General features: G+C 67.0%; 17 protein-coding genes. 3 read left to right on the top strand and 14 right to left on the bottom strand.

Annotated elements, in window-relative coordinates:
- From AC1DYX_RS09010 to AC1DYX_RS08955, 12 genes are all read right to left on the bottom strand, one after another.
- On the bottom strand, positions 1-295 hold a 295-nt coding region (locus AC1DYX_RS09010; protein ID WP_477258438.1), incomplete at its 3' end, for a DUF4280 domain-containing protein.
- A 6-nt stretch (positions 296-301) separates the two neighbouring features.
- On the bottom strand, positions 302-919 hold the full coding sequence (locus AC1DYX_RS09005; RefSeq protein WP_477258436.1) for a hypothetical protein: 618 nt from the start codon (positions 917-919) through the stop codon (positions 302-304).
- A 107-nt stretch (positions 920-1,026) separates the two neighbouring features.
- Complete coding sequence (tssH, locus tag AC1DYX_RS09000; RefSeq protein ID WP_477258434.1) at positions 1,027-3,732, bottom strand: type VI secretion system ATPase TssH; 2,706 nt, start codon at positions 3,730-3,732, stop codon at positions 1,027-1,029.
- A 21-nt stretch (positions 3,733-3,753) separates the two neighbouring features.
- Positions 3,754-4,761, bottom strand: coding sequence for a type VI secretion system baseplate subunit TssG (tssG, locus tag AC1DYX_RS08995; protein ID WP_477258432.1), 1,008 nt, complete (start codon positions 4,759-4,761; stop codon positions 3,754-3,756).
- Complete coding sequence (gene tssF / locus AC1DYX_RS08990; protein ID WP_477258430.1) at positions 4,746-6,629, bottom strand: type VI secretion system baseplate subunit TssF; 1,884 nt, start codon at positions 6,627-6,629, stop codon at positions 4,746-4,748. Before tssF ends, tssG begins: the two co-directional genes overlap by 16 nt.
- Entirely contained in the window at positions 6,626-7,132 is a 507-nt protein-coding gene (gene tssE, locus AC1DYX_RS08985; protein WP_477258427.1) for a type VI secretion system baseplate subunit TssE, read from the bottom strand. The genes tssF and tssE overlap by 4 nt, the downstream gene beginning before the upstream one ends.
- Entirely contained in the window at positions 7,125-7,934 is an 810-nt protein-coding gene (locus AC1DYX_RS08980) for a type VI secretion system accessory protein TagJ (RefSeq protein WP_477258425.1), read from the bottom strand. Before AC1DYX_RS08980 ends, tssE begins: the two co-directional genes overlap by 8 nt.
- 78 nt (positions 7,935-8,012) lie before the next feature.
- Complete coding sequence (locus AC1DYX_RS08975; RefSeq protein ID WP_477258423.1) at positions 8,013-8,510, bottom strand: Hcp family type VI secretion system effector; 498 nt, start codon at positions 8,508-8,510, stop codon at positions 8,013-8,015.
- Between the two features lie 95 nt (positions 8,511-8,605).
- Positions 8,606-10,093 (bottom strand): type VI secretion system contractile sheath large subunit, encoded by a 1,488-nt coding sequence (gene tssC, locus AC1DYX_RS08970; RefSeq protein WP_477258421.1) that lies wholly within the window; start codon positions 10,091-10,093, stop codon positions 8,606-8,608.
- A 21-nt stretch (positions 10,094-10,114) separates the two neighbouring features.
- Entirely contained in the window at positions 10,115-10,615 is a 501-nt protein-coding gene (gene tssB / locus AC1DYX_RS08965) for a type VI secretion system contractile sheath small subunit (protein WP_477258419.1), read from the bottom strand.
- Between the two features lie 39 nt (positions 10,616-10,654).
- The gene (gene tssA, locus AC1DYX_RS08960; protein WP_477258417.1) at positions 10,655-11,716 is read right to left on the bottom strand and encodes a type VI secretion system protein TssA; all 1,062 of its coding nucleotides are present in this window, start codon (positions 11,714-11,716) and stop codon (positions 10,655-10,657) included.
- A 310-nt stretch (positions 11,717-12,026) separates the two neighbouring features.
- Positions 12,027-12,215, bottom strand: a complete 189-nt coding sequence (locus tag AC1DYX_RS08955; RefSeq protein WP_477258415.1) for a hypothetical protein — start codon at positions 12,213-12,215, stop codon at positions 12,027-12,029.
- Between AC1DYX_RS08955 and AC1DYX_RS08950 the strand changes: the two genes are divergently transcribed.
- Positions 12,216-12,434, top strand: coding sequence for a c-type cytochrome (locus AC1DYX_RS08950; protein WP_477258413.1), 219 nt, complete (start codon positions 12,216-12,218; stop codon positions 12,432-12,434).
- On the opposite strand, the gene pdxR is transcribed toward AC1DYX_RS08950, so the two are convergent.
- Together pdxR and AC1DYX_RS08940 are read right to left on the bottom strand one after the other, a co-directional pair.
- Positions 12,416-13,912, bottom strand: a complete 1,497-nt coding sequence (gene pdxR, locus AC1DYX_RS08945; RefSeq protein ID WP_477258411.1) for a MocR-like pyridoxine biosynthesis transcription factor PdxR — start codon at positions 13,910-13,912, stop codon at positions 12,416-12,418. The genes AC1DYX_RS08950 and pdxR overlap by 19 nt on opposite strands.
- Before the next feature lie 168 nt (positions 13,913-14,080).
- A complete protein-coding gene (locus tag AC1DYX_RS08940) occupies positions 14,081-14,218 on the bottom strand; it encodes a hypothetical protein (RefSeq protein ID WP_477258409.1) in 138 nt (45 codons plus the stop codon).
- A 207-nt stretch (positions 14,219-14,425) separates the two neighbouring features.
- Here AC1DYX_RS08940 and AC1DYX_RS08935 point away from each other — a divergent pair, with 207 nt between their 5' ends.
- Together AC1DYX_RS08935 and AC1DYX_RS08930 are read left to right on the top strand one after the other, a co-directional pair.
- The gene (locus tag AC1DYX_RS08935; protein WP_477258407.1) at positions 14,426-14,899 is read left to right on the top strand and encodes an OsmC family protein; all 474 of its coding nucleotides are present in this window, start codon (positions 14,426-14,428) and stop codon (positions 14,897-14,899) included.
- Entirely contained in the window at positions 14,890-15,126 is a 237-nt protein-coding gene (locus AC1DYX_RS08930) for an FMN-binding negative transcriptional regulator (RefSeq protein ID WP_477258405.1), read from the top strand. The genes AC1DYX_RS08935 and AC1DYX_RS08930 overlap by 10 nt, the downstream gene beginning before the upstream one ends.
- Positions 15,127-15,161: the final 35 nt, after the last annotated feature.

Genomic DNA, 15,161 nt, shown 5'->3' with positions numbered 1-15,161 from the left:
TGTTGGCGATGAGGACCGTGGGCGCGCCCGGTACCCAGGGCGCGGAAGTCGCCGGCACGCACGGCATGGGCGTGAGCACGCCCATCGCCGCGGCCGTGGCGGCGGCCACCGTGGGGTTGGCCGGCGACTGACACACCCCGAACGGCATGATGTTCACGAGAGGGATATGGTCCATGATGTTGGCGGCGGGAGGCCCCTCCGCCAGCACCTTGTTCTTCGGCAGGACGACGAGCGAGGACGGCGCCGCGCCGAAGGTGCAGGTCATCATGGCGCCCATGGAGACTTGGTTAGGCATGTCCCGTCACAGTGCGACCCAGTCGCCGCCGCCGAGCGCCCGGCAGCCGACGACGGTGCCGTTCGCGTCCGCCGTCAGCCAATGCCATTGCCAGTTGGCGCCGTCGAAGGTGCCGAACACGTAGCCGCGCATCGCGGGCGCGACGACCTGGCCGACGGTCCTGAAGCCGACCGCGGAATTGGGGGCCGCACCGACCGCCGCCTCGAAGGCGCGGGCCTGCGCGGCCGGGTCGTTGCCGCCGAGGTTCGCATCGACGAAGATGTGGGCGACGTACATGTGGCCGTTCGCACCGACGCAGCGCGCGAACGTGCAGCCCGAAAAGCGTCCGCTGATCACGATCGGGAACAGCGACGCGTCGGCGTGCAGGGACTGGTTCGGATGGTCCCTGACGAAGAGCGCGTCGGCCCCACCCTGCAGGCATCCGGTAATCTTCAGATAATAGCCGAAGCCATTCGGCTTCACCGTCCGGCGCACCAGGCAGGGGAAAAACTGTCCCGTCGAGGAATTCGCCGCCGTGCCGTTGCCCGGCACCCCGCCCACCATGAACTGGCCCAGAAAGTTATCGGTTTCCATCTGCTTGCCGGTGCCGGTCAGCAGCCATTCGCGCAATTCCTGGGCGTTCATGCGGCCTCCTTGCGGATGGTATTCATCGTATCGATCATCGGTCGTTCACGTTTCACGTCGGTCTCCAGTCTCGGCGTTATTCAAAGGGCTAGGAAATACAGGTCTGATTACTCGAATGCGTAGGAAAAGGCGTTATCGCTCACGCCCACGCGCACGGCGCTCGTCCCGGCGCCGTCCATCATGCGCCGCAAGAACTCGCGCGACACGTCCGGCAGCATGGTGTTGGTCAGGATCGCATCGATCATGCGGCCGCCCGACTCGCTCTCGGTGCAGCGCGAGACGACCAGCTTGACGACGTCCTCGCCGTACTCGAACGGGATCTTGTAGCGCGCCTCGACGCGCTTCTTGATGCGGTCCAGCTGCAGCTTGACGATCTTGCCCAGCATGTCGTCCGACAGCGGGTAGTACGGGATCGTGACGAGGCGGCCGAGCAGCGCCGGCGGGAACACCTTCAGCAGCGGCGCGCGCAGCGCACTGGCCATGCCTTCCGGATCCGGCATCAGGTCCGGGTCCTTGCACAGGCCCGCGATCAGGTCCGTGCCCGCGTTCGTCGTCAGGATGATCAGCGTGTTCTTGAAATCGATGAAGCGGCCCTCGCCGTCCTCCATGAAGCCCTTGTCGAACACCTGGAAGAACATCTCGTGCACGTCCGGGTGCGCCTTTTCCACTTCGTCGAGCAGGACGACGGAATACGGCCGGCGGCGCACGGCCTCGGTCAGCGCGCCGCCCTCGCCATAGCCGACGTAGCCCGGCGGCGCGCCCTTCAGCGTGGACACCGTGTGCGCTTCCTGGTACTCGCTCATGTTGATGGTGATGAGATTCTGCTCGCCACCGTACAACGCCTCGGCCAGCGCCAGCGCGGTCTCGGTCTTGCCGACGCCCGACGTACCGGCCAGCATGAACACGCCGATCGGCTTGCTCGGATTGTCCAGGCCCGCGCGCGACGTCTGGATGCGCTTGGCGATCATCTCCATCGCGTGGTCCTGGCCGATCACGCGCTGGCTCAGGTTGGAGGCGATGTTCAGGATCGTCTCCATCTCGTTCTTCGCCATGCGTCCGACCGGGATGCCGGTCCAGTCGCCGACGACGGCGGCCACGGCCTGGTAGTCGACGGTCGGCAGGATCAGCGGATTCTCGCCCTGCAGCGCGGTCAGCTTCGCCTGCACGGCCTGCAGCTGTTCCTTCAACGCGGCGCGTTCGTTCTCGTCCTGCGGCGGCGTGGACTCCGCTGCCGCTTCGAGCTTCGATCCGGTACCTTCGACCGGCTGGGCACCATCGCGCAGCTTCGCGCGCAGCGCCAGCAGCTCGTCGACGAGCGCACGCTCCTCGTTCCAGCGCGCCTCCAGCGCGGCCAGGCGCTCCTTCTCGGCGGCCAGCTCGACCTCGGTCTCGTGGGCGCGGCTCGCCACCTCGATGCCGATCGCGCCTTCGCGGCGGATGATCTCCATTTCCACGTTCAGCGCCTCGATGCGCTTGCGGCTGTCGTCCACCTCGGCCGGCGTCGCGTGCAGGCTCACGGCCACGCGCGCGCACGCGGTGTCGATCAGGCTCACGGATTTGTCGGGCAGCTGGCGCGCGGGAATGTAGCGGTGCGACAGCCTGACGGCCGCTTCCAGCGCCTCGTCGAGGATCTGCACCTGGTGGTGTTTTTCCATCGTCGACGCCACGCTGCGCATCATGCGGATCGCGCGCTCCTCGCTCGGCTCGTCCACCTGGATGCTCTGGAAGCGGCGGGTCAGCGCGGGGTCTTTCTCGATGTGCTTCTTGTATTCGGCGAACGTGGTCGCGCCGATCGTGCGCAGGGTTCCCCGCGCGAGGGCCGGCTTGAGCAGGTTCGCGGCGTCGCCCGTACCGGCCGCGCCACCGGCGCCAACCAGCGTGTGGGTCTCGTCGATGAACAGGATGATCGGCTTCTCGCTGGCCTGCACCTCGTCGATGACGGAACGCAGGCGCTGCTCGAACTCGCCCTTCATGCTGGCGCCTGCCTGCAGCAGGCCCACGTCCAGCGCCAGCAGACGCACTTCCTTCAGCGAAGGCGGCACGTCGCCGCGCGCGATGCGCTGTGCAAAGCCTTCCACGACGGCCGTCTTGCCGACGCCGGCCTCGCCGATCATGATCGGGTTGTTCTGGCGACGGCGCATCAGGATGTCGACCATCTGGCGGATCTCGTCGTCTCGGCCGACGATCGGGTCCATCTTGCCGCCGCGCGCCTGTTCGGTCAGGTCGACCGTGAATTTCTTCAGCGCTTCCTGCTTGCCCATCTGCGCCGGCGCGATGGCGCCCGATGCTTCTCCCGGTGCGGCGGCCTGGAAGCCGTCGCTGGCGGCAAGCTTCGCTTCCGGCGAGTCCTTCAGCAAGGTGGCGAAGCGGTCCGACAGGTCATCGGGCTTGATGCGCTCGAACTGGCGGCTGATCGCGTACAGCGCGTTGCGCAGGTTCGCGGTCTTGAGCATGCCGAACACCAGGTGCCCGCTGCGCACCTGCGATTCGCCGAACATCAGCGTGCCGAACACCCATGCGCGCTCCACCGTCTCTTCCACCTGCGACGACAGGTCGGTCACCGACGTGGCGCCGCGCGGCAGGCGGTCGAGCGCGGCCGTGACGTCGCGCGCGAGCACGGCGGCATCCAGTTCGTAGTGGCGGATGATGCGGTGCAGGTCGGAATCCTGCAGCTGCAGGATCTGGTGCAACCAGTGGACCATCTCCACGTACGGGTTGCCGCGCAGCTTGCAGAACACGGTGCTGCTTTCGATCGCGCGGTAGCACAGCGAGTTGAGTTTTCCAAACAGTGCGACACGGGAGATTTCGGCCATGATCGGTTCTTTCGCGTGGGGTCAGCCCTGGCGGGCTGTCGGGTTGATCAAGAGTTGACGGGCATCGCGCGCGGCCGGGCCGCTCGCGAGGTAAGTGGTCCAGCCGAGGCGGCGCGCGCCCAGCTTGAGGGGTGGAATCGCGGACTGCCTGAGCACCAGGCGCACGTCCCAGTCGAGCACCGTGCCGGCATAGCTCTTCACCCAGTCGACGAGGCGCGTCATGCTGGCGCCGCCGGGCAGCATGCGCTCGTAGTCGTCGTAGCCGAGCGGGCCGATCACGAGGCGGAACTTGTGCTGGCAATCCCAGACTTTCTTTCCCAGCACGGCCGAGGTGCCGAGGCGGTTGCCGCATTCGGCCATGCCGATGCGGGTCTGGCCGTCCAGCGGGATCTTCATCCAGTGGCCGACGAACTGCTCCAGTTCGACGGGCAGCCTGAAGTAGGCGCGCAAGACCGTCACGAGGCCGGCGGCCGGACGGCGCTGGTTGGCCATCAGGCCGGCAAAGTGCAGCTTGGCGAAGTCGCCGATCTCGTCGCGCCCGTGCATGGCCGGGGTCCCGATGCCGAACAGGCTGCCGACGTAATCGGCGAAGCGGTCGCTGTCCGGGCGGTCCAGGCTGACCGCGGGGTCGGCCGTGGCGTGCGCGCGGTAGAACAGCGACACCATCCGGTGGTGGAACATGTCGAGGAACGCGACCATCGTGTGGTCGCCGTGATTGCGGGCGCGGTCGCGCGCATACTCCGTCAGGTGCAGCGGCAGCGGGCCGTTGGCGCCGAGCAGGCCGAAGAAGTTCACGGCCAGGCGCGCCTTCGCCTCGTTTGTCGCGGGCGTAAAACCGGCCACCGCGCCCGGCTCGAAGTTCAGCGACGGGTCGCGACCGAAGCGCACCGCGTCGTCGCGCGGACGCAGCGACGTGCCGATGCGCGGCCTGTCCGGATGGGCGTTTTCCAGCAGGCGCAGCGCCTGGAAGAAATCCATCGCGGCCGCGGCCTCGCCCAGCTGGCGTTCCACGTCTACAGGATTGCGCATACGCCCTCGTGCGCCTTCCAGCGCATGATCTCGCCGCGGCCGACGGTGCGCACGACGGTCTCGGTGAAGGAGTTGATCGACACGTACTGCGCGAAGAAGTGGGCGAGCACGCCGCCCAGCACGAAGGCACCCGCGCCTTCGAACGCGCCGTCGTCCATCGTCACCGTGATCTCCAGGCCACGTCCGAACGTGATGGGCCCCGGCGCCGGCATGCGCCGCGTGACCGGTTTCGACGACACCGAGCGCACGCCCTCGACCTGGCGCTGGCTGGAGAGGTCGAGCGGATGGCAGTACAGGGCGAGCAGTTCACGCAGGGCGCTGGCGCCCTGGTCCGGGTCGGTGTCGGCCAGCGACAGGTAGTTCAGCGACAGCTGGTTGATGAGGCGCCACGCCATGCCGCCCTCGGCGAACGAGGGGAACGGCTGGCTCGGCCCGCCCAGCACGCGCACGGACTGCACCGGACCGCCCTGCTCCAGGATGAAGTCCGTCTTGCCGACGCCCAGCGGCATCGAGAGCGGCAGGTCGCGGTTGGTGCACCACAGGACGAGGCCGAGCTGGCGCAGGTTGTGGCGGTATGGCGCTTCCCTGGCATCGACGAGCGTGATGAAGGTCTCGCTGCCGATGTACGAAGAACGCGGGCCGCGCTGGCGCTGGCGCTGCGACAGCAGGCGCGGCTCGCGCCGGATCTGGTAGAACGCCTGCGACGCCACGGTCGCGGCGCCCAGGTCGCGCGCGCTGTACAGCGGGTGGAATTCCTGCTCGGCGTCCGTCCCGATGCCGTACCCGGTCACGCTCTCGATCTGGTGCACCTCGAAGTCCATCGGACGGGTGCGGTCGGGCAGCACGTGGTATTCGAACTGGTCGCCGGACAGGTTGATCCGGTCGGCGCGGCGCTGGAACAGGTTCACGACGGGCGTGCAGTTGAGCGCGAAATTGCTGGCGTCGAGCGCCTGCTCCAGGCGGGCGTCGCCGCGTGCCAGCAGCACGATGATTTCCAGCTCGGTCTCGGCGCAGGCGCTCACTGCGGCCTTCACGTCGGTCAGTTCGACGAACAGGAAGCGCTGCGCGAACGCGAAGTATTCCTGCAGCAGGCGATAGCCCTGGAAGCTGCGCTGGCCGCTGGGCAGCAGCGCGTCTTGTTCCGCGAACCCGCGCGGGCGCAGCGCGGTCTTCGGCAGCAGCGTGTGACGGCCGGCCGGCCGGCTGCCCGGCAGCACGAGCACGCCTTCGACGGCACCCAGCAGCTTTTCGTAGATCTGGCCCGGCATGTCGTCGCTGCCGCGCAGGTGCAAGGTGAGGCGGTCCAGCCCGAGCTTGCAGAACGGCGCGCCATTGGTCGTGCGCAGGCGCAGCCTCAGGCCCGCCTTCACGTCCGCGGGCAAGCGCGCCTCGACGCCGGCGATGGTGCCGCCGTTGGTAAAGAATTTAGCTTCGACCAGTTCGATCGGCCACAGGGTCAGCTCGTGCGCCGTGCGGTATTCGCAGGCGGTGGCGTCGTCCTTGCCGAGGACGCTGCGCATGGGCGCGCCGCGCGCGATCCGGTAACCTGCGTTCAGTGCCGGGTTGCCGAGGTCGGGCTGCAGCTGCACGATCGCCATCGACGGCGTCGGCGCGAGGAAGTGCGGGTAGACGATCTCGGACAGGTGCTGGGTGAAGCGCGGGAATTCCGCGTCGATCTTCATCTGCACCCGCGCCGCCATGAACGCGAAGCCTTCCAGCAGGCGCTCGACATACGGGTCGGCGCACTCGAAGCCTTCCAGGCCGAGGCGACCGGCGATCTTCGGGTACTGGACCGCGAATTCGCCGCCCATCTCGCGCAGGTGCTGCAGCTCCTGGCTGTAGTAGCGAAGCAGGCGTGGATTGGTCATGAGCGCGCGCCGGAGAATTCGGTGAGGCTGATCTGGGCAAGATCGAGATCGAGCTCGGTCTTCAGGAACAGGCGTTCCGGATAAGGCTGGGCCCACAGGTCGGCCTGGATCTCGAACATGATCTTGCTGATCGATTCCTGCTGCGGCAGTGCCTTGACGGTCACGGACGAGCGAATCAGGCGCGGCTCGAAGTCCCAGATGGCCTGGCGGATCGCGCGTTCCAGGTCGGCCGCGTTCATGTTCGCCAGCGAGGCGCCCGACATGTCGGGCATGCCGTAGTTGAGGACGGAGCTGGCCAGGTGCGGCAGGCGCGGCACGTCGCTGACGGACAGCAGGTTGGTCGTGTTCAGCAGCCACGCGAGGTCGCGCAGCACGCCTTCGCGCAGCCCGCGCACCGACAGCACGCGCCGGTCGCGCGCCTCGACCTCCTGGTCGGGTTCATCGTCGGTGAGGCGGTCGAGCAGCGAGGGTTGCAGGCGCTCGCGTGGGGCCAGTTCAGCCATGGTTGGTGTTGTCGTCCTCGGCGGCGTCGAATTCGATCACGCGCGCGTCCATCAACGGATGATCGGCCTCGCCGCTCGTGAACATGCGTTGGCCGAGCGGATGATCGCCCTGCCCGCTGTTGATCCATTCTGTGCGGCGGGCGAGCTTCAGCGCGTCGTCATGGGCGTCGACACTGCCCGGGTAGCGGGTCGGGATCAGGCCCACGGTCTGGGCGCCGTTGGACCACGTGAAGGTGGCGGCCGTCCAGACGGCGTCGCGCAGGTCGGTCGGCGGGTCGATCTCGATGCGCGCGATGCGCATGAACGGCACCCACACGTAGCGGCCATTGACGATCGCTTCCAGCACGGGGCCGAGGCGGCTGTCGGCGTCGGCCAGCCAGTCGAAGCGCGTGCCGTCGATGCTGCCGGGCGAGGCCGGCGCGGCGTCGAAGGCCTGGTCGCGCAGGCTGGCGGCGGCGGCGGGATCGGTGACGTCGAGCCTGAGCGCTTCGGCCAGCTGCGCCATCCAGGGCTGCGGCTCACCGAAGATCACGGGCGCGCGACGGCCGGCAAAGATCTCGGCGCGCAGGGCCTCGCACTGGATCGCCTCGCGGTAGGTCTGCACCATGGGCAGCGCGCCGGCATCCAGTTCGCCGGCCACGTTCAGCTGGGTCAGGGCGCGGTTCCACTGGCCCAGCACGGCAAGCAGCTGGAACAGGAACACGCGCAGTTTCGGGTCGGCGCTGTTCTTGCGCACCGCATCCTGCAAGGCGGCGAGCGCGCCGGCCAGGTCTCCATCACGAATCAGCTGTTGCGCAAGCATTCGCACTCCCTTTCAAAAAAAACCGTCGTGCCGCGTCGTCTTGACGGCGCGGCACGCCGTCGTACCGCATGCGCGTGATTACGCCACGTTGCCGTCGTTCTCGGCGATGTTCCAGGCGAAGGTCTTGTCGCCGGCCACGGTGCCCTTGCTGTCCTGCGGGGTGTAGGCGAAGGTGACCTTGCCGAAGTTCAGCGTGACGTTCTCGGTCAGGCGGTCTTCGCCGCCGCTGCCGCCGGTCGAGATCGAGGTGACCAGCACTTCTTCCATGGTGATCAGGATGTACTTCTGCTGGCCTTCGCCGGCTTTACGTGCCATCAGTACGACCTTGGGAATGTGCGTGCCCTTGGCCAGCGCGTTCATCAGGGCGTTGGTCGAGCTGTCGACGAACTTGGTGAACGACAGGTCCTGGAAGCTGGCCTTGCCCGCGCCGCCGCCGCCGCCCATGTGGGTGGTGCCCGACTGGCTCATGCCCCAGCTCCAGGCCAGGACGTCGATGTCGCCCTTCGGACCCTGGACCTTGTCGCGCGACTCGCCCTTGATCTTGTCGCCCATGTTGATGAACATATCGATTGCCATTTTTTTCTCCGGTTTTGCCAGTGCGGTACGCCCTGGCGTTGGTTGGACTTCCGAACTCGCACGCGCATCGGGATGCGCGTGCTTCCCTCAAAAACTTATGCCTTTGCGGACGGCAGCTTCGACACCAGTCGCAGCGACACGGTCAGGCCTTCGAGCTGGTAGTGAGGACGCAGGAAGAACTTGGACGTGTAGTAGCCCGGGTTGCCTTCGACCTCTTCCAGCACCACTTCGGCCGCAGCCAACGGCTTCTTGGCCTTGGTCGCTTCGCTGGAGCTCGCCGGATCGCCGTCCACGTACTGCATGATCCACTTGGTCAGCCAGCGCTCCATGTCGTCGCGTTCCTTGAACGAACCGATCTTGTCGCGCACGATGCACTTCAGGTAGTGGGCGAAGCGGCAGGTGGCGAACAGGTACGGCAGGCGCGCGGCCAGGTTGGCGTTGGCGCTGGCGTCCGGATCGTCGTACTGGGCCGGCTTGTGCAGCGACTGCGCGCCGATGAAGGCGGCGAAGTCGGTGTTCTTCTTGTGGATCAGCGGCATGAAGCCGTTGGCGGCCAGTTCCGCCTCGCGGCGGTCAGAGATCGCGATCTCGGTCGGGCATTGCATGTCGACGCCGCCGTCATCGGTCGGGAAGGCGTGCACCGGCAGGCCCTCGACCGCGCCGCCGGACTCGATGCCGCGGATGCGCGAGCACCAGCCGTATTCCTTGAACGAACGGTTGATGTTGACGGCCATCGCGTAGGCCGAGTTGGCCCAGGTGTAGTTCTTGCTGCCCGGTGCGCTGGTGTCTTCTTCGAAATCGAAGGCTTCGACCGGATCGGTCTTGGCGCCGTACGGCTGGCGCGCCAGGAAGCGCGGCATGGTCAGGCCGACGTAGCGCGAATCCTCGGATTCTCGGAACGAGCGCCATGCGGCGTGTTCCGGGGTCTGGAAGATCTTGGTCAGGTCGCGCGGATTGGCCAGCTCGTTCCACGATTCCATCAGCATCACGGACGGCGCGGCGGCCGAGATGAACGGCGCGTGCGCGGCGGCCGAGATCTTGGCCATCGACGACAGCAGCTCGACGTCCGGCGCGCTGTTGTCGAAGTAGTAGTCGGCCACGAGGGCGCCGAACGGCTCGCCGCCGAACTGGCCGAATTCCTCTTCGTAGATGCGCTTGAATACCGGGCTCTGGTCCCAGGCCGTGCCCTTGAATTTCTTCAGGGTCTTGGAGAGGTCGTTCTTCGAGATGTTCATCACGCGGATCTTGAGCATCTCGTCGGTTTCGGTGTTGTTCACCAGGTAGTGCAGACCGCGCCATGCGCTCTCGACCTTCTGGAACTCCTCGGTGTGCATGATCAGGTTGATCTGCTCGGTCAGCTTCCTGTCCAGCGCCGCGATCAGGCTCTGGATCGTGCCGAGCACGTCGCCGGTGACCAGGCTGGTACCGGCCAGGGCCTGCTCGGCCAGGGTGCGCACGGCGACTTCGACCGATTCCTTGGCCTTGTCGGATTGCGGCTTGAATTCTTTCTGCAGCAGGGCGCCGAAGTCGCTCATCTCGAGCGAACCGGACTCCTGCTGGGTTTGTGCGAGGGCTTCGGACATCGTGTTCTCCTGTGTCTCTCTTTATTCGGTGGGCTTCGGTGCCGAGGTCAGGGCCTGCATCAGGGCCGGTTCCGCCAGCAGCTTGGCGATCAGTTCTTCCGCGCCGGTCTTGCCGTCCATGTAGGTCAGCAGGTTGGCCAGCTGGCCGCGTGCTTCGAGCAGCTTGCTCAGCGAATCGACCTTGCGCGCGATGGCGGCCGGCGTGAAGTCATCCATGCTTTCGAACGTCATGTCGATGGCCAGGTTGCCTTCGCCCGTCAGCGTGTTCGGCACCTGCACGGCGACGCGCGGCTTCATGGCCTTCAGGCGCTCGTCGAAGTTGTCGACGTCGATTTCCAGGAACTTGCGTTCCGCGACCGGCGCCAGCGGCTCGGCGGGCTGGCCCGACAGGTCGGCCAGGACGCCCATCACGAACGGCAGCTGCACCTTCTTCTCGGCGCCGTACACTTCGACGTCGTACTCGATCTGCACGCGAGGCGCGCGATTGCGTGCGATGAACTTCTGGCTACTTTCTTTGCCCACGGTTTACTCCTCCTAGATTGAACTACCGGCCTGCTCGATTCAATAATCATCCGACCCGTTGGACTCGCCCGGCTGCGGTCCGCGAATCACATACAACTGCTGCAAGCTGTCCGGCGCCAGGTTCTCCATGACTTCCATGAAGCTCATCGGCGCCAGGCGCTTGGCCCGCTCCAGCAGCATCGGCACGGGGCTCGACGGCTCGTAGCGCTGGTAGTAGGCGAGAATCTTGTCGATCATGCGGATCACGTCGGCGCGGCTGGCGACGTCGCCCGTGATGGCGGCGGCACGCGGCGCGGCGGCTCCGCCCTGTTCGGACGCAACGGCATCGTCGGACGTCTCGTCGGGCGCGGTCTCCTGCGCAGCCCCGCCGCGGCTGGCCAGCATGTCGGCCATGCGGCGCAGCTGGCGCGTGAGCGCGTCGAGGTTCAGGGCCTGCGCGCTGCCCACGTGGCGCTCGATGGCGACCTCCAGGCTGGTCACGCTCGCCAATGCGCCGTTGACGGCGGCGGTGGCGGTTTGCAGGGCCTCGTCCGACACGTCGGCCAGCGCGGCCTCGATCGACCCGGGCGTCAGCGCGCTCTGCCCTTCCGGGACCGGCGCCTCGCCATTGGCCTGCTCGAGCGCACGCAAGGTCAGCGGGCCGAGGCCGGGCAGCATGATGAAGGCGGTCTCGCGCAGGTCGCGCAGGACGGTCGCCGGGTCGGTCAGCTGGGCCAGCGAATTGATGCGCAACGTGGGGTCGTTGTCGTCGTCCGGATCGAGTTCGGGGTGGACGCTGTCCCAGCGCTCGTCAATGAGGCGCTCCAGCAGGCGCACGCCGTCGGCAAAGCCGGGCATCGCGTGCAGCGCCAGCAGGGCGCGCACGAGCGGCATCGCCACGCGCAGGTCGCGCGTGCGCCCGAGCAGCTCGAGGGCCTGCTTCTTGACCTGTTTCCATTCGGGGGGGACGGCAGGGACGATGGTGTCCCCATACTGGACTTCGGGCTTGCCGAGCGCGCTCTGCTCAAGCTCCATGAATGCGGGGTCATACTCGAGATTCGGTCCGCAAGGGGCGGCCTCCTCCAGATCCTCGAGCAGGACATCGACGTCGACAATACTCATGATTGTGCGCGTTCTTACTAGTTTTTAGGACTGAATGCGAACCTGTCGTCACGGCGTCGGACGCCGCGCGCGGGTTCTTGCTCAATATTTTTTTACCATGTAGATATTGCCCTACACGATCGCGCACTATACGCCAATTAGCGGCCCCATCGTTAGCAAACAGCGTAATTTTTTTTGCACTTTGACCTGCGCAAGAATATTGACAAGAGTTTTAGAACACGCTCATTTTCGGCACTGTCGAGTCAGAACTGGTGGCAAGAATGATATTGATGGAACGATAATCATCATGTAACAATGTTTCGACAGCGCATCATGCGCATCCCGCTACGAGCAACAATGGCATCCCGCCCCAAGCCACGGCGACGAGCGCGAGCACGGCCAGCACGAGCCTGGCCCAGTCCAGCAGCCCGGCGTCAATGCGCCAGGGCACTTCGCGGACACGCCAGGCCAGGCCCGCGGCAAAATCGCACTGGGCCAGTACGGCTGCCGCGCATGCCACATGATCCCGGGCGTCACGGGGTCGAATGTCTACGTCGGCCGCCCGCTCGAGGACCTGGCGAAGCGCCACTTCATCGCCGGCACCCTGCCGAACGACCAGGCCAATCTCGTGCGCTGGATCCGCAACCCGCAGGTCATCGATCCGGGCACCGCGATGCCGAAGCTGGGCGTAAGCGAGCGCGATGCGCTGGACATGAGCGCCTACCTGCTGGCGCACTGACGCGCCGCCTGCGCGATCGCCTGTTCCAGGCCGGCAACGCCGGCGCGGATCGCCTCCGGCGTGAATGCCGAAAAGCCCAGCAGCAGGCCGGGCGCGACGGCGCAATCGGGCCCGGCCGCCGGGTTCATGTAATAGCCCAGCGTGCGCACGTCGATGCCGAGGTCGCGGGCCTGGCGCGCCACCGCTTCCTCGTCGAGCGCCTCGGTGAAATGCACGCATATGTCGAGGCCCGCGTCGGACGGCCCCTGGCGCAGCCGGCCTTGCAGGCGCGCGTCGAGCGCCTCGATGAGGGCCAGCCTGCGTTCGCCATACGCGTCGCGCGTGCGGCGGATGTGGCGCGCGAAGTGGCCGCCGGCGATGAAGTCGGCCAGCGCGGCCTGCGGCACGATGGGGCTGTGGCGGTCGACGACGGCCTTGGCCCGCGCCAGCGCGGCGGCCAGCGCCGGCGGCGCCACCACATAGCCCAGGCGCAGCGCGGGGAACAGCACCTTCGACAGCGTCCCCACGTAGATCACGCAGCCCGCGCGGTCCATGCCCTGCAGCGACGCCAGCGGCGGCCCCGTGTGGCGGTATTCGCTGTCGTAATCGTCCTCGACGATCCACGCGCGGTTGGCCTCGGCCCAGCGCAGCAGGTCGAGGCGGCGGCGCAGGCTCATGGTCACGCCCAGCGGCAGCTGGTGCGACGGCGTGACGAACGCGAGGCGCGCGTCCGGGTAGTGTTTTGCCGCATACGCAACGTCCATGCCCTCGGCGTCGACGGGGACCGGGCAGACGCGCGCGCCGGCGACGGAGAACGGTGCCACCGCGCCCTGATAACCGGGCGATTCGATCCACATCGCCTCGCCCGGCGCGAGCAGCAGCTGCGCGAGCAGGTACAGCGCCTGCTGCGAGCCGGACGTGATCACGACCTGGTCCGGCGTGCACTGCACCCCGCGCGACGCCTTCAGGTACGCGCACAGCAGCTCGCGCAGCGGCGCATGGCCGGCGCCGGGACCGTAGCCGAGGCGGTGCGTCGAATGGCGCCAGTGGCGCGCTTCCAGCCGGCGCCAGACGTCGAACGGGAACAGGTCCAGGCCCGGCATGCTGGGGCGGAAGGCGCGCAGCGGCCCTTCGTGGTAGAGCACGCGCGCCATGCCGCCGGCAATGCACTCACCGCGCGGCGACAACGGCCGTAGCAGCTGCGGCGGCGTCCGCTGCGTCGACTGCCCTTGCGCAGGCAGCGACGCGCTCACGAACGTCCCCTTCCCGACCGTGCCCTCCAGGTAGCCCTCGGCCATCAGTTGCTCATAGGCCGCCAGCACGGTCGGGCGCGACACGCCCAGCAGGGCGCACAGCGTGCGCGTGGCCGGCAGGCGCACGCCGGCGCCGATGCGGCCGTCCAGGATTGCCGCCTTCAGCTGGGCGACCAACTGGCGGAACAGCGGCGTGGCGGCGTCGCGCTCGAGCGTGGCGGCGGCGAGGATGTCGTGGACGTGCATGGCGAGGCTCGGCGTGATTGGTCTGCCCATCTTCGCGAAAATTGGTCATTTGAGCAAGCCACTGGCAGCTCTAAGATGAAGACTCCCGTCCAATAGAACGAACTCTGATTGAACTTTATGGCCGGGTTTAAATCGAAAGGTAAGCACAATGAGTGCGATCACAACACGTCAATGGAATAGTTCATCAAGCGATACCGCTGAAATACTACGTTCGCGAAAACCAAGCGAAAACGCTTCAAAGCTGCGGTATTCGAATAAAGGCGCGTCTTTCAATTCGTATGACTGTAACGTCAGTGTAGTGCTCATGATGTATCGGCTCGCAACCGGCGCCTTCACGGCGCAGTCTGCGCTACCCGTGGCGAGTCCGACGGCAACGTCGGGCACTGCCGCCGAGCTGAGTTCGGCGGGAGGCGGGAAAGTGACGCCTGTCAGATGCGAACACGGTCAACAGGACGGTTCGGGGCAGGAAGAGAATGGCGAGCACTTGTGCTCACATTTTCGAAAGCAGATCCGATGAAACAGTTCGAAGCCACCCTGGCCTGGCAGCGCGGCGACCAAGCCTTCACCGACCTGCGCTACAGCCGCGCGCACCGCTGGCGCTTCGACGGCGGCCTGGACGTGCCGGCCTCGTCGTCGCCGCTGTCCGTGCCCGTGCCGCTGTCCGACCCGGCCGCCGTCGACCCGGAAGAGGCGCTCGTCGCGGCCGCCGCCAGCTGCCACATGCTGTTCTTCCTGTCGCTCGCGGCCGCGCGCGGCTACGTCGTCGACCGCTACGACGACGTAGCCGTCGGCACGCTCGCTCTTGACGCCGACGGCCGCATTGCCATGACGCGCATCGTGCTGAACCCCGCCATCGCGTTCGGCGGCGACCGCCAACCCGACCGCGCCGCGCTGGCAGGGCTGCACCATGAGGCGCACGCGCGCTGCTACATCGCCAATTCGCTCAAAGGGGACATCGTCGTGGAAGGATTCGAATCATGTACGTGACTACGCAGTTCCAGGCGGCCGCGCAGGCCGACATGCTGGCCCTGGTCACCGCCAACCCGCTGGGCGCGCTCGTGCGCACCGGGCCCGCCGGGCTGGAAGCCGATCACATCCCGTTCGAACTGGTGCCGCCCACCGACGACGCACCGTACGGCCTGCTGCGCGCCCACGTGGCGCGCGCCAACCCCGTCTGGCGTATGGATGACGCGGCGGTGCGAAATTCAAGATGAGCCAGAACCGCAGCCCGGAAGACCGGGCGCGGGTA

It is taken from the genome of Massilia sp. P2_C2 (assembly GCF_056404615.1).
The sequence above is the reverse complement of the archived record's forward strand: the minus strand, read 5'-3'. Positions and strand labels throughout refer to the sequence as shown.

Excerpts from the sequence above, each read along its gene's own strand:
- AC1DYX_RS09005 (WP_477258436.1), bottom strand. The coding sequence starts at position 919 with ATGAACGCCCAGGAATTGCGCGAATGGCTGCTGACCGGCACCGGCAAG.
- tssH (WP_477258434.1), bottom strand. The coding sequence starts at position 3,732 with ATGGCCGAAATCTCCCGTGTCGCACTGTTTGGAAAACTCAACTCGCTG.
- tssG (WP_477258432.1), bottom strand. The coding sequence starts at position 4,761 with ATGCGCAATCCTGTAGACGTGGAACGCCAGCTGGGCGAGGCCGCGGCC.
- tssF (WP_477258430.1), bottom strand. The coding sequence starts at position 6,629 with ATGACCAATCCACGCCTGCTTCGCTACTACAGCCAGGAGCTGCAGCAC.
- tssE (WP_477258427.1), bottom strand. The coding sequence starts at position 7,132 with ATGGCTGAACTGGCCCCACGCGAGCGCCTGCAACCCTCGCTGCTCGAC.
- AC1DYX_RS08980 (WP_477258425.1), bottom strand. The coding sequence starts at position 7,934 with ATGCTTGCGCAACAGCTGATTCGTGATGGAGACCTGGCCGGCGCGCTC.
- AC1DYX_RS08975 (WP_477258423.1), bottom strand. The coding sequence starts at position 8,510 with ATGGCAATCGATATGTTCATCAACATGGGCGACAAGATCAAGGGCGAG.
- tssC (WP_477258421.1), bottom strand. The coding sequence starts at position 10,093 with ATGTCCGAAGCCCTCGCACAAACCCAGCAGGAGTCCGGTTCGCTCGAG.
- tssA (WP_477258417.1), bottom strand. The coding sequence starts at position 11,716 with ATGAGTATTGTCGACGTCGATGTCCTGCTCGAGGATCTGGAGGAGGCC.
- AC1DYX_RS08950 (WP_477258413.1), top strand. The coding sequence starts at position 12,216 with ATGATCCCGGGCGTCACGGGGTCGAATGTCTACGTCGGCCGCCCGCTC.
- pdxR (WP_477258411.1), bottom strand. The coding sequence starts at position 13,912 with ATGCACGTCCACGACATCCTCGCCGCCGCCACGCTCGAGCGCGACGCC.
- AC1DYX_RS08940 (WP_477258409.1), bottom strand. The coding sequence starts at position 14,218 with ATGAGCACTACACTGACGTTACAGTCATACGAATTGAAAGACGCGCCT.
- AC1DYX_RS08935 (WP_477258407.1), top strand. The coding sequence starts at position 14,426 with ATGAAACAGTTCGAAGCCACCCTGGCCTGGCAGCGCGGCGACCAAGCC.
- AC1DYX_RS08930 (WP_477258405.1), top strand. The coding sequence starts at position 14,890 with ATGTACGTGACTACGCAGTTCCAGGCGGCCGCGCAGGCCGACATGCTG.